General features: G+C 73.6%; 16 protein-coding genes. 10 read left to right on the top strand and 6 right to left on the bottom strand.

Translation table 11 applies throughout. The annotated features are described in order from the left end of the window. Positions 1-65: 65 nt before the first annotated feature. Entirely contained in the window at positions 66-1,016 is a 951-nt protein-coding gene (gene mdh / locus ABZ793_RS11460; protein ID WP_350703967.1) for a malate dehydrogenase, read from the top strand. 59 nt (positions 1,017-1,075) lie between these two features. Here mdh and ABZ793_RS11465 read toward each other — a convergent pair whose 3' ends face one another. Continuing rightward, positions 1,076-1,882 (bottom strand): MBL fold metallo-hydrolase, encoded by an 807-nt coding sequence (locus tag ABZ793_RS11465; protein WP_357455485.1) that lies wholly within the window; start codon positions 1,880-1,882, stop codon positions 1,076-1,078. A gap of 136 nt (positions 1,883-2,018) precedes the next feature. On the opposite strand from ABZ793_RS11465, the gene ABZ793_RS11470 reads away from it, so the two are divergent. The 3 genes from ABZ793_RS11470 (at position 2,019) to ABZ793_RS11480 (ending at position 5,078) form a co-directional block, all read left to right on the top strand. Next, positions 2,019-3,236, top strand: a complete 1,218-nt coding sequence (locus tag ABZ793_RS11470; protein WP_350703963.1) for an NADP-dependent isocitrate dehydrogenase — start codon at positions 2,019-2,021, stop codon at positions 3,234-3,236. Between the two features lie 231 nt (positions 3,237-3,467). Next, entirely contained in the window at positions 3,468-4,454 is a 987-nt protein-coding gene (locus tag ABZ793_RS11475; RefSeq protein WP_357455490.1) for a LysR family transcriptional regulator, read from the top strand. 81 nt (positions 4,455-4,535) lie between these two features. Beyond that, on the top strand, positions 4,536-5,078 hold the full coding sequence (locus ABZ793_RS11480) for a DapH/DapD/GlmU-related protein (protein WP_357455492.1): 543 nt from the start codon (positions 4,536-4,538) through the stop codon (positions 5,076-5,078). 412 nt (positions 5,079-5,490) lie between these two features. Here the strand turns inward: ABZ793_RS11480 and galT are convergent, their stop codons facing one another. The 4 genes from galT to ABZ793_RS11500 all read right to left on the bottom strand — a co-directional run bounded on the left by galT (position 5,491) and on the right by ABZ793_RS11500 (position 10,664). Further along, a complete protein-coding gene (gene galT, locus ABZ793_RS11485) occupies positions 5,491-6,567 on the bottom strand; it encodes a galactose-1-phosphate uridylyltransferase (RefSeq protein ID WP_357455495.1) in 1,077 nt (358 codons plus the stop codon). Next, on the bottom strand, positions 6,564-7,385 hold the full coding sequence (locus ABZ793_RS11490) for a DeoR/GlpR family DNA-binding transcription regulator (protein ID WP_357455499.1): 822 nt from the start codon (positions 7,383-7,385) through the stop codon (positions 6,564-6,566). Before ABZ793_RS11490 ends, galT begins: the two co-directional genes overlap by 4 nt. A gap of 107 nt (positions 7,386-7,492) precedes the next feature. Then, the gene (gene cysC / locus ABZ793_RS11495) at positions 7,493-9,022 is read right to left on the bottom strand and encodes an adenylyl-sulfate kinase (RefSeq protein WP_357455502.1); all 1,530 of its coding nucleotides are present in this window, start codon (positions 9,020-9,022) and stop codon (positions 7,493-7,495) included. 139 nt (positions 9,023-9,161) lie between these two features. Further along, positions 9,162-10,664, bottom strand: a complete 1,503-nt coding sequence (locus ABZ793_RS11500; RefSeq protein WP_357455505.1) for a glycosyltransferase family A protein — start codon at positions 10,662-10,664, stop codon at positions 9,162-9,164. 224 nt (positions 10,665-10,888) lie between these two features. On the opposite strand from ABZ793_RS11500, the gene ABZ793_RS11505 reads away from it, so the two are divergent. The 5 genes from ABZ793_RS11505 to ABZ793_RS11525 all read left to right on the top strand — a co-directional run bounded on the left by ABZ793_RS11505 (position 10,889) and on the right by ABZ793_RS11525 (position 15,081). After that, on the top strand, positions 10,889-11,803 hold the full coding sequence (locus tag ABZ793_RS11505; protein ID WP_357455508.1) for an ABC transporter ATP-binding protein: 915 nt from the start codon (positions 10,889-10,891) through the stop codon (positions 11,801-11,803). Continuing rightward, on the top strand, positions 11,796-12,674 hold the full coding sequence (locus ABZ793_RS11510) for an ABC transporter permease (protein ID WP_357455511.1): 879 nt from the start codon (positions 11,796-11,798) through the stop codon (positions 12,672-12,674). The genes ABZ793_RS11505 and ABZ793_RS11510 overlap by 8 nt, the downstream gene beginning before the upstream one ends. Then, positions 12,671-13,627: an ABC transporter ATP-binding protein gene (locus ABZ793_RS11515; protein ID WP_357455514.1), complete on the top strand. Its 957-nt coding sequence runs from the start codon at positions 12,671-12,673 to the stop codon at positions 13,625-13,627. Before ABZ793_RS11510 ends, ABZ793_RS11515 begins: the two co-directional genes overlap by 4 nt. Positions 13,628-13,629: 2 nt before the next feature. After that, positions 13,630-14,340 carry an ABC transporter permease gene (locus ABZ793_RS11520; RefSeq protein WP_357455517.1) on the top strand — a complete coding sequence of 237 codons (711 nt, stop codon included), beginning with the start codon at positions 13,630-13,632 and terminating at the stop codon, positions 14,338-14,340. 114 nt (positions 14,341-14,454) lie between these two features. Then, positions 14,455-15,081, top strand: a complete 627-nt coding sequence (locus ABZ793_RS11525) for a hypothetical protein (protein WP_357455520.1) — start codon at positions 14,455-14,457, stop codon at positions 15,079-15,081. A 36-nt stretch (positions 15,082-15,117) separates the two neighbouring features. Here the strand turns inward: ABZ793_RS11525 and valS are convergent, their stop codons facing one another. Then, entirely contained in the window at positions 15,118-17,682 is a 2,565-nt protein-coding gene (gene valS / locus ABZ793_RS11530; protein WP_357455523.1) for a valine--tRNA ligase, read from the bottom strand. A gap of 65 nt (positions 17,683-17,747) precedes the next feature. Here valS and ABZ793_RS11535 point away from each other — a divergent pair, with 65 nt between their 5' ends. Next, positions 17,748-18,398 (top strand): nitroreductase family protein, encoded by a 651-nt coding sequence (locus ABZ793_RS11535; RefSeq protein ID WP_357455526.1) that lies wholly within the window; start codon positions 17,748-17,750, stop codon positions 18,396-18,398. Positions 18,399-18,401: the final 3 nt, after the last annotated feature.

Genomic DNA, 18,401 nt, shown 5'->3' on the forward strand with positions numbered 1-18,401 from the left:
CGGATCGGTGCCAGGATGACTGATACGGTCCGGAAAACCGACTGGTAGCAGGGAGTGGGACGACCATGGGTAAGAAGGTCACTGTCGTCGGGGCCGGCTTCTACGGCTCCACCACCGCGCAGCGCCTGGCCGAGTACGACGTCTTCGACACCGTCGTGATCACCGACATCGTGGAGGGCAAGCCCGCGGGTCTCGCCCTGGACCTCAACCAGTCGCGCGCGGTCGAGGGCTTCGAGACCAAGGTCGTCGGCGTGACCACGGGCCCGAACGGCGAGGGCTACGAGGCGATCGAGGGCTCGGACGTCGTGGTGATCACCGCCGGCCTGCCGCGCAAGCCGGGCATGAGCCGGATGGACCTGCTGGAGACGAACGCGAAGATCGTCCGCCAGGTCTCCGAGAACGTCGCCAAGTACGCCCCGAACGCCGTCGTCATCGTCGTGTCCAACCCGCTGGACGAGATGACCGCGCTGGCCCAGCTCGCCACCCAGTTCCCGAAGAACCGGGTGCTCGGCCAGGCCGGCATGCTGGACACCGCCCGGTTCACCAACTTCGTCGCCGAGGCGCTGAGCGTACCGGTGAAGTCGGTGAAGACCCTGACCCTCGGCTCGCACGGCGACACGATGGTGCCGGTGCCGTCGAAGAGCACGGTGAACGGCAAGCCGCTGCGCGACGCGATGCCGGCCGAGCAGATCGAGGAGCTGGTCGTCAAGACCCGCAACGGCGGCGCCGAGGTGGTCGCGCTGCTCAAGACCGGCTCGGCGTACTACGCCCCGTCCGCCGCCGCCGCCCGGATGGCCAAGGCCGTCGCGGAGGACTCCGGCGAGGTCATGCCGGTCTGCGCCTGGGTCGACGGCGAGTACGGCATCTCCGGCGTCTACCTGGGCGTCGAGGCGGAGATCGGGGCCGAGGGCGTCAAGCGGGTTGTTGAGACCGACCTGGACGCCGACGAGCTGGCCAGCCTGAAGGAGGCCGCCGAGGCCGTCCGCGCCAAGCAGGCCGACGTCGCCAACATGTGATCTGTCACCCGACGAGGGGGCACGCCGGTCCGCCGGCGTGCCCCCTCGTCGTCGCGCCCCTACAACGCCACGAACGCCTCGCCGAGGTGCGGGGTGGCGAGCACCGCGGGGCCGCGCGCGGCCAGGTCGCGCAGCAGCGCCATCCGCGACGCGCGGGCCGCCGCGGCGTCCTCCTCGTGGGCGTACGCCAGCTCCGGGGCGACCAGTTGCACGGCGTGCACCAGCAGGTCGCCGGTGACCAGCAGCCGCTCGTCGCCGACCTCCAGCAGCACCGACTGATGCCCGGGCGTGTGCCCCGGCGTCGGCAGCAGTCGTACCGTCGGATCGAGCCGCACCTCGCCGTCGACCACCCTGAGCTGGCCGGCGGCGCGCAACGGCGCGACCAGCCCGGCCGGCAGCCCGGGGTTGATGCTCTCCACGGCGGCCAGCTCGGCCCGTTGGAGCACGTAGTCGGCGTTCGGGAAGTACGGCGTGCCCGGCGTGCCCGTGACCGCCCAGCCGACGTGGTCGGTGTGCAGGTGGGTGAGCACCACCGTGCGCACGTCGGACGGGTCGATGCCGGCGGCGGCGAGCTCGGCCGGCAGCCGCCCGGGCACCGGCGCCCAACTCGACGCGGGGGCGCCGGCCGGGCCGATCCCGGCGTCGACCAGGGTCACCGGGCCGTCCCCGGCGCGGATCGCGAAGCTGCGGAACGGCAGCCACCACCGCCCGTCGGCGGTCACCGTGGCCGGGTCCCGCCGGTCGGCCGCGCGCCAGTGTTCCGGCGTGGCGTCCGGGAACGCCTCGGCGCGGGGCTGGAAGAACGGGCCCTCGCCGTCGGTGAGCGCGGTGACCGTGATAGACCCGAGGGTGCGGCGCGGTGGCATCGGGCGATGGTGCCAGCGCGGTCCCGTGCCGTGCTACCCCGTTTGCCGGCCGACCGAGGCCGGCTGGGGACTGCCGGCCAGTTTCCAGTACGCTCGTACTGCTTGAGCACGAGTCCCCCGAGAGGAGCGCCGGCCGATGGCGAAGATCAAGGTAAACAACCCGGTCGTGGAGCTCGACGGCGACGAGATGACCCGGATCATCTGGAAGCAGATCCGGGAGCAGCTGATCCTGCCCTACCTCGACGTCGACCTGCACTACTACGACCTGTCGATTCAGTACCGCGACGAGACCGACGACCAGGTCACCGTGGACGCCGCCAACGCCATCAAGCAGCACGGCGTCGGCGTCAAGTGCGCGACCATCACCCCCGACGAGGCCCGGGTCGAGGAGTTCGGCCTGAAGAAGATGTGGCGGTCGCCGAACGGCACCATCCGCAACATCCTCGGCGGCGTCGTCTTCCGCGAGCCGATCATCATGTCCAACGTGCCGCGGCTGGTCCCCGGCTGGACCAAGCCGATCATCATCGGCCGGCACGCCCACGGCGACCAGTACAAGGCCACCGACTTCGTCGTCCCCGGCCCGGGCACGGTGACCATCACCTACACCCCGACCGACGGCTCCGCGCCCGTGGAGATGGAGGTCGCCAACTTCCCCGGCGGCGGCGTCGCCATGGGCATGTACAACTTCGACGAGTCGATCCGCGACTTCGCCCGCGCCTCGATGCGCTACGGCCTGGACCGCGGTTACCCGGTCTACCTGTCGACGAAGAACACCATCCTCAAGGCGTACGACGGCCGGTTCAAGGACATCTTCGCCGAGGTGTTCGAGAACGAGTTCAAGGCCGAGTTCGAGGCCGCCGGCATCAGCTACGAGCACCGGCTGATCGACGACATGGTCGCCGCCGCGCTGAAGTGGGAGGGCGGCTTCGTCTGGGCCTGCAAGAACTACGACGGTGACGTGCAGTCCGACACCGTCGCGCAGGGCTTCGGCTCGCTGGGCCTGATGACGTCGGTGCTGATGACCCCGGACGGCCGTACGGTCGAGGCCGAGGCCGCGCACGGCACCGTCACCCGGCACTACCGGCAGTACCAGAAGGGCGAGAAGACCTCGACCAACCCGATCGCCTCCATCTACGCCTGGACCCGGGGCCTGGCCCACCGGGGCAAGCTGGACGGCACCCCGGCGGTCACCGAGTTCGCCAACACCCTGGAGCAGGTCATCATCGACACCGTCGAGGGCGGCCAGATGACCAAGGACCTCGCGCTGCTCATCTCGCGGGACGCCCCGTGGCTGACCACCGACGAGTTCATGAACGCCCTGGACGAGAACCTGGCGCGCAAGCTCTCCGCCTGATCCGCCAGGCGCCCCCTTGGCGGCACCGTTTGGTGCTGCCGTCGTGTCACACAGGAGCCCGTCGGCACCCGCCGGCGGGCTCCTGCCCTTCCTCCCGCGCCCGCTCCGCCGGTCGCTTCCCCGCCTCCCCGACCCTCGCCTCTCGTCGTGGGCCAGTCACGCCGGAGCCTGGTCGAACAACCGGCCCACGGCGAGCCACAACGATCAGTTGTGCGCGCCTAGGGTGGACCGGTGGACACCGAGGCGTTGCGATCGTTCGTCCGGGCGGCCGAGCTCGGACAGTTGCAGCGTGCGGCCGAGGAACTGGGCGTGACGCAGCAGGCAGTCTCCAAGCGGATCGCCGCCCTGGAGCGCGAGCTGGAAGTCCGGCTGTTGACACGTACCGCCCGAGGGGTCGAGCTGACGCTCGACGGTCGGGCGTTTCTCCCCCACGCGCGGAGCGTCGTCGCGGGTGTCGAGCGCGCCATCACCGCGGTCAGGCCGGGCTTCCGGGCCCTCCGGATCGACGTACTCGGCCTGCGGAGCGCGCAGGCCGTCGTTCTGCACGACTACTGGCGGTCGCATCCCGAGATCAACCTCGACGTGGTGACCCTCCGGGTCGACGACCCCCGCGTGGCGGTCGCCGCCGTCGAAGCGGGCGATGTCGACGCCTCGTTCCGTTCTGTCACCGCCCCGGACGCACTGCCGCCCGACGTGCAGATGATCCACGCGTTCGACTCTCCGCTGGAACTTCTCGTCGGCCCGGGACATCCGCTCGCCTCCGCGCGAAGACTGACGCCGCCGCAGTTGCGTAAGCACCGGATATGGGTGCCGGGTATCGCGCCCCGAAGCGAATGGGCGGATTTCTACGACCAGCTCACCACCGAATTCGACCTACGCATCGACGCGGCAGGCCCGCACTTCGGCGACGAAGTGCTCCTGGACACCCTCGCGGCCTCCGCGGACGTGGCCACTCTCGTGGGGGCACGCGACCGGTACGTCTGGCCGACGAACTACGACCTACGCCGCATCCCTGTCGTGGATCCGACCCCCGCGTACCCGCTCTCTCTCATCCTCCCCAGGACGAATCCGCATCCAGGGCTCCGGGGAGTCATCACCCACCTCCGAGCCCTGCCCGCGCTCCCTGGGACGGTCTGGCGCCCGTCCTGGGCGGCGACGCCACGCAGCGGCGACAGCGGCAGCGCAGATGCTCGCCGGTCCCGGCCCCGACAGAGGTGACCCGATCGGCTGCTGGCAGCCGCCGCCACCAGCGCCCGGTGAGTCCCGTCCGGTCACCGGTACACCAGAAAGGACCCTGGCATGTCCAGCGACCGTCTCATGCGCATCCACGGCGCCGAGTTCCAGGCCATGGCCGAGAGGGTCCTGCGGGTCACCGAACTCACCTCCCGCCTGAACGTCCTGCCCTTCGACGACGAAGCGGGCAGGGCGGCACTGTTCGAACAGATCCTCGGCAGGCCGCTGCCGAGGAGAGTCACGATCTATCCGCCCTTCTACACGGACCACGGCCTCCACCTGGACCTCGCGGAGCGCGTGTTCATCAACCAGAACTGCACGTTCCTGGACTACGCCGGCATCCGGCTCGGCGAGCGCGTGATGGTCGGACCAAGGGCCACGTTCATCACCGTCGGTCATCCGGTCGACCCTGAGGAGCGACGGGGGTGGCTGAGCGGCGGGCCCATCGATGTGGCGGAGAACGTGTGGATCGGCGCCGGTGCCACGATCCTCCCCGGCGTCAGCATCGGCCGTGACGCCGTGGTCGCCGCCGGCGCGGTCGTGGCCGACGACGTCCCGGCGGCGAGCCTGGTGACCGGCCGGAAGGCAACCGTACGACGACGGTGGTGACGGCCTGTCCGGGGCCACACCGAGCCCCGCTCGCCGCCGAGTTTCCGCTGCGAACGACGTCGTGGCCAGCGACATCCAGGGCCCTGAGCATTCGGGGCGGCGTGTCGGGGGGTGACACGCCGCCGGCGTCACCTACTTCGGCGCGCCTCGTTGACCAGGGTGGACGAGATGCCAGTCGCGTCCAGGAAGGTTGACCGCGGTCGCCTCGCGGCAAGCGTGCCGATCAGCCAGCCTTCCCGGCTGTCGCGCACAGCCAGCCGTCCCTTCCCTGCGGGGGGCCCTGTCCCGGGCCCCCCGCGCCCTGTCTGCCACCTCCGCCGGCCGGCCTCCGGGTGCCGCCCCTGATGGTGCCCGCCGGAGGTGGTGAAGGGCCCCTTCCTCCAGCGTGGGCGTCAACCGAGGTGCCGTTGCCTCACCCGGCGCGGAGGAGTTCGGCGGCGCGTTCCGGGGCGATGTCGTTGATGAAGACGCCCATGCCGGACTCCGAGCCGGCCAGGTACTTCAGCTTGTCCCGGGCCCGCCGGATGCTGAACAGCTGCAGGTGCAGGTGGCCCAGCTCGCGGTCGGCGCGTACCGGGGCCTGGTGCCAGGCGGCGATGTAGGGCATCGGCAGGTCGAACAGCCCGTCGAAGCGGCGCAGCACGTCCAGGTAGAGCGGGCCGAAGGCGTCCCGCTCGGCGTCGTCGAGCGCCGGGATGTCCGGCACCGGCCGGTGCGGGGCCACGTGCACCTCGAACGGCCAGCGCGCGGCCGCCGGGACGTACGCCGTCCAGTGTGCGTTGGCGGCGACCACCCGGTCGCCCGCGGCCCGTTCGGCGGCGAGCACGTCGGCGTAGAGGTTGCGCCCGCCGGTGCGGTCGGCGTGCCGGCGGGCGGCGGCCAGCATCGCCCGGGTGCGCGGCGTCACGAAGGGGTACGCGTAGACCTGGCCGTGCGGGTGGTGCAGCGTCACCCCGATCTCCACGCCCCGGTTCTCGAACGGGAAGACCTGCTCCACGCCGGGCAGCTCGCTCAGCGCGGCGGTCCGGTCGGCGAGCGCGTCCAGGACGGTACGCACCCGGCGCGGCGGCAGGCCGGCGAAGGAGGCGTTGTGGTCGTCGGTGAAGCAGACCACCTCGCAACGGCCGCGGCCGGGCCGGACCGGGGTGTACGGCGTGATCTCGGCCGGCTCGTCGGCCACCCGGCCGCTCATCGAGGGGAACCGGTTCTCGAAGACGGCGACGTCGTAGTCGGGGGCGGGGATCTCGCTGAGCCGGTCGGCGGTGGTGGGGCAGAGCGGGCACTGGTCGGCCGGCGGGAGGAAGGTGCGGGTCTGCCGGTGCACGGCGACCGCCACCCACTCGTCGGTCAGCGGGTCGTGGCGCAGCTGCGACGCGGGCGGCGGCGGGGGCAGCTCGCGCCGGTCCGGCTGGTGGCGGACGGCGTCGTCCCGCTCGTCGAAGTAGATCAGTTCGCGGCCGTCGGCCAGCTCGATCGCGGTGCGCTTCATCGCGTCACCCCCGTCGCCGCCGGCGTGGCCGCCCGCGCCCCGTCCGCCGCCGGCACGACCACCAGTTCGCCCACCCGCTCGTCGAGCGACCGCCGCGCCTCGGGAGGCAACCGGTCGTCGGTGACCAGCACGTGGGCGGCGGAGAGCTCGACGATGGCGGAGATGCCGACCGTGCCCCACTTGGTGTGGTCGGCGAGCACCACCAGCCGGTCGGCGGCGGCTACCAGCGCCCGGTCGGTCTCCGCCTCCATCAGGTTGGGCGTGGTGAACCCGGCCCGCTCGCTGATCCCGTGCACGCCGAGGAAGAGCAGGTCCAGGTGCAGCGACCGGATCGCGCCGACGGCCAGCGGCCCGACCAGGGCGTCGGACGGCGTACGCACCCCGCCGGTGAGCACCACGGTCTGGTCCGGGCGGCCCCCGACGTGCAGGATCTCGGCCACCGGCAGCGAGTTGGTGACCACGGTCAGGCCCGGCACGTCGACCAGCCGGCGGGCCAGCTCGGCGGTGGTGGTGCCGGCGGACAGGGCGATCGCCGCGCCCGGCCGGACCAGTTCCGCGGCCCGCCCCGCGATGGCCGCCTTCTCCGCCAACTGCCGCACCGACTTGGCCCGGAACCCCGGCTCGTCGGTCGAGCCGGGGCCGGCGACCGTGGCGCCGCCGTGCACCTTGGCCAGCAGGCCACGCTCGTGCAGCGCCTCCAGGTCGCGCCGGATGGTCATGTCGGAGACGCCGAACTCGGCGGCCAGGTCGGTGACCCGCACCCCGCCCGTGGCGCGTACCCGGTCCAGGATGGCCGCCTGGCGCTGCTGAGCCAGCATCCGTCGCACCTCCGTGCTCCCCGCGCGCCCTCACGCGGTCAAACGTGTTCGAACAAAGACGAACATTAGCGCGGAGGGGCGACCCACGGAAGGGAACGGGGGCCGGATCAGATGGACTGGAGCCGGGGTTCCACCCAGCCCGTCTCGGTCAGGTGGTGCAGGACGGCCTGGACCGCCTCGTCGACCGTCAGGTCGCTGGTGTCGACGACCAGGTCCGCGTCGGTCGGCTCCTCGTAGGGGTCGTCGATGCCGGTCATCCCGGTGAGCAGGCCCGCCCGGGCCCGGGCGTACAGGCCCTTGCGGTCGCGCTGCTCGCAGACCTCCAGCGGGGTCGCGACGTGCACCAGCAGGAAACCGGCCCCGGCGGCCAGGGCCATCTCCCGGGCGGTCGCGCGCGCCTGGGCGTACGGGGCGATCGGGCAGCAGATGCCGACGCCGCGGTGCCGGGCGATCTCGGCGGCCACCCAGCCAATCCGCCGCACGTTGAGGTCGCGGTCGGCCTTGCCGAAGCCCAGGCCGGCGGAGAGCTCCCGGCGCACCACGTCGCCGTCGAGCAGCGTGATCGTCCGGTCGCCCTGCTCGCGCAGCGCGTCGGCGAGGCCGCGCGCGATCGTCGACTTGCCGGAGCCGGAGAGCCCCGTCAGGAAGACCACCAGGCCCCGGTGCCGCCGGGGCGGACGGGCTCGGGCCAGCTCCCTCGCCACCGCCGGCGGGGTGTGCCACTCGGGCAGCGGGAAGCCCCGGTCCAGCAGGTCGTCGATCTCCGCCTGCGTCAGGGCCAGGCGCCGGTTGCGCGGCGGGATGTCCTCCCGCCAGCGCCACTGCCCGTCGCGGTTGTCGTAGGCCAGCTCGCGCGGCACCAGCACCCGCAGGCCCGCGCCGGAGAGCATCTCACCGGTGGAGAGCAGGTGCGTCACCCCGTACGCCGCCGACACCCGGGCCCGCAGCAGGGCGTCGCTGATCTCGTCGCGGCGGCGGCTGAGCGGCACTGCGACCAGCGTGGCCGGCGGCATCCGGTCCCGGGCGGCGAAGATGCCGCGCACCAGCGCCTCCGGGGGCAGCCCACCGACGCCGTCCTCGCCGACGGGGATCATCACCAGCAGGTGGGCGCCGAGAGTGCGGGCGGCGTGGGCGATCTGGGCGAGCTGCGGCCGGTGCAGCGGGCGGTCGGCGACCACCCCGAGCACCCGGCCGGGCGGCAGCAGCGCGCGTACCTCCTCGGGGGTGCGGCGCAGCCGCTGGAACGGGCCGTGACCGCCGTCGCCGAGCCGGCGGACCGTGCCCCCGACGCCCGCCACCCCGTCGCGGACCTGCCAGGCGTCGGCGACCTCCAGCGCCGCGACCGGCGCGCCCTCGCCGTCGGTCAGCACCAGGGTGCGGCGCGCCTCGTCGCGCGGGTCCAGGCCCTGGGCGAGCGCCGCCGGCACCTGGAGCGTCACCGGCACCGGCCACGGGGCGCCGTCGGCGAGCCGGCCCCGGCGGCTCACCGAGACCAGGTCGGCGCGGGTCATGAAGCCGGTCAGCGGGGCGTACGCCCCGGTCAGCAGCAGCTCCAGGTCGGCGAGCTCGCCGGGGCGCGGCGTGTACGCCGGCGCGTCCCGGAGCACCTCGTCGGGCACCACCCAGCCGTTGCTCATCCATCCCCCAACCCGCTGACCGGCACACAGTTTCTCAGCCTGTCGGCGATCGGTCGAGAGCGCCACTCCACGCCGCGCCGCGCCCGGCGGCCCGGCCGGCGGCTCTCGGTGGTGGGCGGGTCACCGCCGGCGTTCCGGGTCAGCGCCGTCCGATCCGGCGCCGGACGGCCCGGCGCAACCGGGTCCAGAGCGCCCGCTCGTCCTCCACGGCCGGGGCGGCGCCGTCGCCGGCCGGGCGCAGCACCAGCGGCAGGCGGGTGTCCTCGGTCCACCCGGCGCAGGTGACCCGGGCCTTCAGCGACCAGGTGCCCACGTCGAGGGCGGCGCCGTCGACCGTGGCGACGGCATGGTGCACGAGGTGCCGCTCGCCGGCGGGGCCGGGCACCCAGCGGGTGTCGGAGGTGACCGGCAGGAGGACCTCCTCGCTCGTCTCCCGGCGCCGGGCGACGACGTCCAGCCTGCTCCGGCCCAGCGCGGCCGTCATGTCCCGCAGCACCGGGTCGAGGCCGTCGACGGGCAGCACCAGCAGGTCCCGGTCGCCGTCCGCGGCGAAGGTGACGGGGCGGCCGGCGGATTCCAGCCGGGCGGAGACGGTGACCGTCAGCGCCGTACCGGCCACCTCGTGGCGGTCGACGGTGCCGGCGGCGCGGACGCCCGTCTCCCACTCGGCCAGCCGGCGCAGGTCCGCGACCCGGCCCTGCTCGGCGAGGTGCGCCAGCACCCGTTGCAGCGGGGGCAGGCCGGCGGCGACCCCGGGCGCGAAGCGCTCCCGGATCACCCCCTGGATCTCCCGGACGACCTGCGCGAGCCACTCCTCGGGGGCGTCGAGCATCCGCCGGCCGCGTACCCGGTTGAGCATCTCGTTGCGCAGCCATCGCCGGTGCAGCCGGTCGCGCAGCGGCCCCGGCTCGGTGTGCGCGTCGACGATGTCGAGCGCCTCCCGCAGGCTGGCGTAGTACTCCGCCGGATCCAGTCGGGTGGCCGTGACGTTCCCGGCGTCGCCGCGGCGGGCGTGGTGGTAGCAGGTGTAGTCCGACAGCACGCACGTCCGCCTCGACAGGAAGTACGACCGGACCACCATCCGGTGGTCCTCCAGGCGCCGCAGCGGCCCCTCCGGGAACCGCAGCCCGTGCTCGTCGAGGAAGGCGCGGCGGAACATCTTGTGGCAGGTGAGGCTGTCGATCAGCGGCGAGTTGGCCAGCGTGGCGTCGAACCGGTTCCGCCGGAACAGCTCGCGCGGCACACTGCGCCCGTGCCCGGCCATCCGGCCGACCACCACGTCGGCGTCGTGCGTCCGCGCGCAGTCGTGCAGCCGTTCGAGCGCCTCGTCGCCGAGCCAGTCGTCGTCGTCGGCGAACAGCACGTACTCGCCCCGGGCATGCGCCACACCGAGGTTGCGCGGCCGGGACGGCCAGCCCGAGTTCTCGATCCGCAACACCCGGAAGTGCGGGTGCGCGGCGGCGAGTTCCGCCAGCCGGGCGGGGGTGCCGTCGGTCGAGCCGTCGTCGACGAAGACCGCCTCGAACTCCGCCGCAGGCAGTGACTGGCGCAGCAGCGAGGCCACCAGCTTCTCGATGTGCGGCCCGCTGTCGTGCGTGGGCACCACCACGCTCACCTTGGGGGACCTCGTACCGCCGATCATGCTCTCTCCCGTGTGTCGGTCGGCCCCGGCGGATCTGGTCCACCCCGGGCAGCGTGCACCGCTCTAGAGTGGACGCTTTTCCCGCCGTCCCGGTTGCGCGGAGATTTCCGCGCAGGTTCCCCGGCGCGGGGCGCGGACCCTAGGGGGCGCGGGCGGCAAGGATCAGGGGAGCGCCGGGGGCGTGCCGCTCCCGGCAGCGGCCTCGGCCTCCTACGCTGGACGTCGTGACACTGATCGCGACCGAGTCGCTGACCAAGACGTACGGGGGTGGGGTCACCGCGCTGGCTGACCTGACCGTCGCGGTCGAGCCGGGGATCATCGGACTGGTCGGCGCGAACGGCGCCGGCAAGTCCACGCTGATCAAGATCCTGCTCGGCCTCCTCGCCCCGACCAGCGGGCGGGTCCGGGTGCTCGGGATCGACCCGACCACCGACTCCGCCGGGGTCCGCGCCCGGGTCGGCTACATGCCCGAGCACGACGCCCTGCCGCCGGACCTCTCGGCCGCCGAGCTGGTCACCCACCTCGGCCGGATCAGCGGGCTGCCGCGTACGGTCGCCCGCGAGCGGGCCTCCGAGGCGCTGCGGCACGTCGGGCTCTACGAGGAGCGCTACCGCCCGGTCGGCGGCTACTCCACGGGCATGAAGCAGCGGGTGAAGCTCGCCCAGGCCCTGGTGCACGACCCCGACCTGCTGCTGCTCGACGAGCCGACCAACGGCCTCGACCCGGCCGGCCGGGACGCCATGCTGGCCCTGGTGCACCGGATCGGCACCGAGTTCGGCATCTCCGTGCTGGTCTGCTCGCACCTGCTCGGTGAGGTGGAGCGGATCTGCGACACGCTGGTCGCCATCGACGGCGGGCGGCTGCTGCGGGCCGACCACATCTCCGCCATGACGTCGGCCACCGACGTGCTCGCCGTCGAGGTCAGCGAGGGCACCGAGGAGCTGGCCGCCCGGCTCGCCGCTCTGCGCCTGCCGGTACGCCGGGACGGGCGGCTGCTGCTCGTCGAACTCGCCGACGACGCCACCTACGACCTCATCCTCGGCGCGGTCGCCGAGCTGGACCTGCCGCTGCACCGGCTGGACCAGCGCCGGCACCGGGTCGCCGAGCTCTTCGCCACGAGGGAGCCCAGCCATGCCTGAGCCCACCGGTGTCATCCACGACATCGGATACCAGCGCTACACCGGCCCCCGCCTGGGGCGTCGGCAGGTCTTCGGCGCGCTCTACCTGCACGGGCTGCGTACGGCGTTCGGGTTCGGGCGCAGCGCCAAGGCCAAGATCTTCCCCTGGCTGGTGGTCGGCATCGTCACCGTGGTGGCCGCGGGCCTCACCGCGGTGCGCAGCCAGATCGGCGAGGCGGTGATGACGTACGCCCAGTTCGCCGACAACATGAGCTGGCTGGTCATCTTCTTCGTCGCGGTGGTCGCCCCCGAGCTGGTCTCCCGGGACCTGCGCAGCGGGGTGCTGCCGCTCTACTTCTCCCGGCCGCTGCCCCGGTCGGACTACCCGCTGGCCAAGCTGCTGGCGCTGGTGACCGCGCTCTGGCTGCTGCTCGGCGGCCCGCAGCTGGTGATGTTCCTGGGCGCCGCCTTCACCACCGACGACGGCATGCGCGGAGTCTGGAACGAGCTGCTCGACCTGCTGCCGGGCCTGCTCTACGCCGGGCTCTGGGCGGTGGTCTTCGCCTCGGTCGGCCTGCTGGTCGCGTCGATGACCGGCAAGCGGGCGTTCGCGGCCGGCGGGATCGTGGCGGTGTTCCTGATGACCACCCCGGTCGTCGGCACCCTGTCGATCATGCCGTCCCGGACGGTCAACGAGCTGGCCTTCCTCGCCTCGCCGTCCACGCTGGTGCGGGGCGTCGGCGACTGGGCCCTCGGCGACCTGCTCCCCAAGGGACAGGAGGGGCTCATGATCGGCGACTTCGGCCCGGTCTACGCGGCCGCCGCCGTGCTGCTCGTGGCCGGCTGCGTCGCCCTGCTGCTGCTGCGATACCGGAAGGTGGCCGCCCGATGACCACGACGAGCGCCGAGCCCGCGGCGGGGGCCGCGACCGCCGCCAGCACCCTGGACCTCGCCGGCGTCTCCCGCTGGTACGGCAACGTGGTGGCGGTCAACGACGTCAGCATGACCCTCGGCCCCGGCGTCACCGGGCTGCTCGGCCCGAACGGCGCGGGCAAGACCACGCTGCTGCACATGATGGCCGGCTTCCTGGCCCCGTCGCGCGGCGCGGTGACCCTGGACGGCCGGCCCACCTGGCGCAACCCGGAGGTCTACCGACGGCTGGGCCTGGTGAGCGAGCGGGAGGCGGTGCACACGTTCCTCACCGCGTACGAGTTCGTGCTGGCCAGCGCGAAGCTGCACCGGCTGCCGGACCCGGCGGCGGCGGCCCGCCGGGCGATCACCCTGGTGGAGATGGAGGGGGCGCAGGACCGCCGGATCGGCACGTACTCCAAGGGCATGCGGCAGCGCGCCCGGGTCGCCGCCGCGCTCGTGCACGAGCCGCAGGTGCTGCTGCTGGACGAGCCGTTCAACGGGATGGACCCGCGTCAGCGGCTGCACATGATGGAGCTGCTGCACCGCCTCGGCGACGCCGGCCGGACGATCCTGTTCAGCTCGCACATCCTGGAGGAGGTCGAGCAGGTCTCCGGCACCGTCCAGGTGATGGTCGCCGGCCGGCTCGCCGCCTCCGGCGACTTCCGCACCATCCGCCGGCTGATGACCAACCGGCCGCACGTCTTCGCCGTCCACTCCACCGACGATCGGGCGCTCGCCGTGGCGCTGATGGCGGAGGCGTCGGTGACCGGGGTGGAGCTGGGCCGCGCGGGGCTGACCGTGCGGGCCGGCGACTACGGCGCGTTCACCCGCGCGCTGCCGAAGATCGCCCTGGCCCAGGGCATCCGGGTGCGGCAACTGGTGCCCGAGGACGAGTCCCTGGAGAGCGTCTTCTCCTACCTGGTGGAGGCCTGAGCATGTCTACCGTTTCCTGGATCACCGCGCGGGGGCTGTTCGGGCGTCGCCGGTTCCTCCTGCTGGTGCCGCTCCCGGCGGTGCTGGTGGTGCTCGCCGTGCTCTCCCGCTCGCTCGGGGTGGACCCGGGCGAGTGGGGCCCGCCGGTGCTGGTCGGCCTCGGCCTGGCCGTGGTGCTGCCGGTGGTCGCGCTGATCGTCGGCACGGGCGTGCTGGGGGCCGAGATCGACGACGGCACGGTCGTGCACATCCTGACCAAGCCGCTGCCGCGCTGGCAGATCGTGCTGCCGAAGCTGGCGGTGGCGACCGGCGTCACGGCGGTCACGGTCGCGGTGCCGCTCTACGTCGCGGGCGTGCTCGCCCACTCCGTACGCCTCGGCCTGGCGCTCGCCGCCGCGGCGGCGGTCGGTGCGCTGGCGTACTCGGCGCTGTTCCTGGCGCTGAGCCTGCTCACCCGGCGGCCCGTGCTGCTCGGCCTGGTCTACGTGCTCATCTGGGAGGGGCTGCTCGGCAACGTCGTCACCGGCACCCAGGTGCTCTCCATCCAGCAGTACGTGATCGCCCTCGCCGACCGGCTGGCCCCCACCGGGCTGCTGGAGGCCAGCGTCTCGGTGCCCGTGGCGGCGGTGATGACCGCGCTGATCAGCGTGGGCTTCACCGTGCTGGCGATCGACCGGCTCCGCTCGTTCAGCGTGGCCGGCGAGACGAGCTGACCCTCGCGTGACGGCCGTCCGGGCGGCCCGACCCACGATGGTAGGGCTGGCCGGATGGACCGGGCCGCGCCGCCAGGCGAGGCTGTGGAAGTGAGTGCGGAAGCGGGTCTGGTCATGTCGCGCGATTCCTACCCCGGTACCGGCCGGCACCGGCTGGTCAGCCTGGCGGTCGCCGGGCTCGCGGCGGCGGCGACCACCACGGCCGCCCAGGCCAGCGGGCACTTCCACTGGTGGGCGGGGTTCGTGCTGATCCCCGGGGCACTGATCGCCGCCGCCGGCGGGCCGCTGCTGGCCCGGGGCGGCGGGCGCGCCTTCGCCGGCTACGTGGCCGCCTGCCTCGGCGCGCTGGTGTTCGCGGTCGGGGCGCTGCTGATGTTCGGCGCGTTCGGCAGGGGCTGGCCGCTGATGGTCGTCCTGCCGTGCCTGGCGGTCGCCGGCACCTACCACTGGCGGCCGGTCCACCCGCTGGCCCGGGGGCTGCACCGGGCGGTCGCCCTGCTGGCGCTGGCCGGCGCCCTGCTGCTCGGCGGGACGCTGCAACTGACCCGCATCGGCCTGGTCGACGTGGGGATCGCCCCGATGTGGGGCGCGTTCCTGATGCTGGCCGGGGTGATCGTGCTGGGCAACGCGGTGGAGCTGACCCGGCACCGGATGCCGTACCGGCTCCAGGCGATCACCCTGCTGGTCGGCCCCGCCGTCGTCGCCTTCCTCCTCGGCCTGCGCCTGCTGCGCGGCTGGTGACCCCGCCGCGCCCCGTCGGGCGCGGCGGGGCCGCGCTCAGAAGGCGCAGGCGATCACCAGTTCCGGGGTGCGGTCGGGGAGCAGGTCCAGCTTCGTGATCCGGCCGGCGGCGCGGAGGTCGTCGGCGATCACGGTGAGCTGGTCCAGCAGGGCCGCCGGGCCGAGCGCCTCGGCCAGCGGCACCTCCGCCCGCATCGACAGCTTTCGCTCCGACTTGGCCCGGCGGACCTGGCTGAGCGCGTCCCCGGCCAGCCGCAGCAGCTCCGGCTCGCCGGTGCCCTCGATCGCCCGGCCCACCTCGTACGTGGTCGGCCAGGGCGCGCGGTGCACCGAGCCGTAGCGCCACCAGGACCAGACCTCCTCGGTCGCGTACGGCAGCACCGGGGCGAACAGCCGCAACTGCACCGAGAGCGCGGTGGCCAGCGCCGCCCGGGCCGAGTCCGCCCCCGGCCCGGAGCCGTAGGCGCGCTCCTTCACCAACTCGATGTAGTCGTCGCAGAACCGCCAGAAGAACGACTCGGCCACCTGCAACGCCGCCGTGTGGTCGTACGCCTCCAGCGCGGCGGTCGCGGCGGCGACCACCCCGGACAGTTCGGCGAGCATGGCGCGGTCCAGCGGCTCGGTCGCCGGGGCGCGCAACGCGTCGGCGGCGCCCAGCCCGAGGGCGAACCTCGACGCGTTGAGCAGCTTGGTGGCCAGCCGCCGGCCGACCTTGATCTGGGCCGGGTCGAAGGCGAGGTCCATGCCCGGCTTGCCGTTCGCCGCCCAGTACCGCACCGCGTCGGAGCCGTGCTGCTCCAGCAACGCCATCGGGGTGACCACGTTCCCCTTGGACTTGGACATCTTCTTGCGGTCCGGGTCCAGGATCCAGCCGGAGAGCACCGCGTCCCGCCAGGGCAGCACCCCGTGCTCCAGGTGCGAGCGGACCACGGTGGAGAAGAGCCAGGTTCGGATGATCTCCTGCCCCTGCGGGCGCAGGTCCATCGGGAAGACCCGCGCGAACAGGTCCGGGTCGGTCTCCCAGCCGCCCACGATCTGCGGGGTCAGCGACGAGGTGGCCCAGGTGTCGAGCACGTCCGGGTCGCCGACGAAGCCACCCGGCCGGCCGCGCCGGGACTCCTCGAACCCGGGCGGGGCGTCGCTGGACGGGTCGACCGGCAGCGCGGACTCGTCCGGCGTGAGAGGGTGGGTGTAGTCCGGCTCGCCAGCGTCGTCGAGCCGGTACCACACCGGCACCGGCACGCCGAAGAAGCGCTGCCGGCTGACCAGCCAGTCACCGGTCAGGCCGCCCACCCAGTGCTCGTAGCGGTGCCGCATGTGCTCCGGCACCCAGCGCAGCTCCCCGCCCCGGGCCAGCAGTTCCTCGCGCAGGGCGACGTCCCGGCCGCCGTTGCGCAGATACCACTGCCGGGTCGAGACGATCTCCAGCGGCCGGTCGCCGCGCTCGTAGAACTTCACCGGGTGGGTGATCGGGCGCGGCTCGCCGACCAGGTCGCCGGCGTCGGCGAGCAGCTGCACCAGCGTCCGCCGGGCACCGTTGACGGTCTGCCCGGCCAGCGCCGCGTAGGGCTGCGTCGGCACCCCGGCGGGCGCCTCCGGCAGCAGCCGGCCGTCCCGGCCGATCACCACCCGGGTGTCCAGTCGCAGCTCCCGCCACCAGGTCACGTCGGTCAGGTCGCCGAACGTGCAGACCATCGCGATGCCGGTGCCCTTGGCCGGGTCCGCCAGCGGGTGCGCCCGCACCGGCACCTCGACCCCGAACACCGGCGTACGCGCGGTGCCGCCGACCAGGTCCGCGTACCGCTCGTCGTCGGGGTGGCAGACCAGCGCCACGCAGGCCGGCAGCAGCTCCGGCCGGGTGGTGTCGATCAGCACCTCGCGCCCGGCCGGCCCGGCGAACCGCAGCCGGTGGTACGCCCCGGGCCGCTCCCGGTCCTCCAGCTCCGCCTGGGCGACGGCGGTGGCGAACCCGACGTCCCACAGTGTCGGGGCCTCCGCCTGGTACGCCTCGCCCCGGGCCAGGTTGCGCAGGAACGCCCGCTGCGAGGTCGCCCGGGCCACCCGCCCGATCGTCGTGTACGTCAGCGTCCAGTCCACGGACAGCCCGAGCCGCCGCCACAGCGCCTCGAAGACCTGCTCGTCGGCGACCGTCAGCCGCTCGCACAGCTCGATGAAGTTGCGCCGGGAGACCGGCGTCGGGTCCCGGCGGGCGGCGTCGTCGACGGGGGCGGCCGGCGGCATCCACGACGGGTCGTACGGCAGCGTCGGGTCGCAGCGCACGCCGTGGACGTTCTGCACCCGGCGCTCGGTCGGCAGGCCGTTGTCGTCCCAGCCCATCGGGTAGAACACCGCCCGCCCGCGCATCCGCTGGAACCGGGCCACGATGTCGGTGTGCGTGTACGAGAAGACGTGGCCCATGTGCAGCTCGCCGGATACGGTCGGCGGCGGGGTGTCGATCGCGTACACGTCCGTCCGCTCCTTCGAGCGGTCGAACGCGTACGTGCCCTCCTCCTGCCAGCGGCGCGCCCAGGTCTCCTCGAGCCCGTCCAGGGTCGGACGCTCGGGGACGCCGGCGCGGGCCGTCCTCGCCGTATCAGTCATCCGTCGATCGTAGGCACCGGCCAACGGCCGGACCACGGGTTAACCGGCGTGCCACGATGGATGTCGTGCCGACACTCCCGCTGAGCCCCGACGAGCTGCTCACCACCACCCGCTCGGTCCGCAGGCGGCTGGACCTCACCCGACCCGTGCCGATGGAGCTGGTCCGCGAGTGTCTGGAGATCGCCCTCCAGGCGCCGTCCGGGTCGAACCGGCAGGGCTGGCAGTGGATCGTGGTGACCGACCCGGCGAAGCGGGACCTGATCGGCCGGATCTACCAGCGCGCGGCGCACGGCTACCTCGCCTCGGAGCGCTCGGCCGCCCGGCTCTTCGCCGACGACCCGGAGCGGGCCGAGGTGCAGCGCCGGGTGGGGGAGAGCGTGGCCTGGCTCGCCGACCGGATGGGGCAGGTGCCGGTGCTGCTCGTCCCGTGCGTCGAGGTGGACTCCGGCGAGCTGCCGGCCGGCAACCAGGCGGGGCTCTGGGGGTCGGTGCTGCCGGCCGCGTGGAGCTACATGCTCGCCGCCCGGGCGCGCGGCCTCGGCACCGCCTGGACCACGCTGCACCTGGCGTACGAGGCGGAGGTCGCCGAGCTGCTCGGGCTGCCCGCGACCGTGCGCCAGGCCGCGCTGATCCCCACCGCGTTCCACACCGGGGAGGGCTTCCGGCCGGCGCGGCGGCAGCCCCTGGACGAGGTCCTGCACGTCGACCGCTGGTGAGCC

Source organism: Micromonospora sp. NPDC047465 (assembly GCF_040643125.1).
Classification (GTDB): Bacteria; Actinomycetota; Actinomycetes; order Mycobacteriales; family Micromonosporaceae; genus Micromonospora.

Coding starts and splice junctions, on each gene's coding strand:
- ABZ793_RS11490 (WP_357455499.1), bottom strand. CDS start 7,385: ATGCTGGCTCAGCAGCGCCAGGCGGCCATCCTGGACCGGGTACGCGCC.
- cysC (WP_357455502.1), bottom strand. CDS start 9,022: ATGAGCAACGGCTGGGTGGTGCCCGACGAGGTGCTCCGGGACGCGCCG.
- ABZ793_RS11500 (WP_357455505.1), bottom strand. CDS start 10,664: ATGATCGGCGGTACGAGGTCCCCCAAGGTGAGCGTGGTGGTGCCCACG.
- mdh (WP_350703967.1), top strand. CDS start 66: ATGGGTAAGAAGGTCACTGTCGTCGGGGCCGGCTTCTACGGCTCCACC.
- ABZ793_RS11465 (WP_357455485.1), bottom strand. CDS start 1,882: ATGCCACCGCGCCGCACCCTCGGGTCTATCACGGTCACCGCGCTCACC.
- galT (WP_357455495.1), bottom strand. CDS start 6,567: ATGAAGCGCACCGCGATCGAGCTGGCCGACGGCCGCGAACTGATCTAC.
- valS (WP_357455523.1), bottom strand. CDS start 17,682: ATGACTGATACGGCGAGGACGGCCCGCGCCGGCGTCCCCGAGCGTCCG.
- ABZ793_RS11520 (WP_357455517.1), top strand. CDS start 13,630: ATGTCTACCGTTTCCTGGATCACCGCGCGGGGGCTGTTCGGGCGTCGC.
- ABZ793_RS11470 (WP_350703963.1), top strand. CDS start 2,019: ATGGCGAAGATCAAGGTAAACAACCCGGTCGTGGAGCTCGACGGCGAC.
- ABZ793_RS11510 (WP_357455511.1), top strand. CDS start 11,796: ATGCCTGAGCCCACCGGTGTCATCCACGACATCGGATACCAGCGCTAC.
- ABZ793_RS11480 (WP_357455492.1), top strand. CDS start 4,536: ATGTCCAGCGACCGTCTCATGCGCATCCACGGCGCCGAGTTCCAGGCC.
- ABZ793_RS11525 (WP_357455520.1), top strand. CDS start 14,455: ATGTCGCGCGATTCCTACCCCGGTACCGGCCGGCACCGGCTGGTCAGC.
- ABZ793_RS11515 (WP_357455514.1), top strand. CDS start 12,671: ATGACCACGACGAGCGCCGAGCCCGCGGCGGGGGCCGCGACCGCCGCC.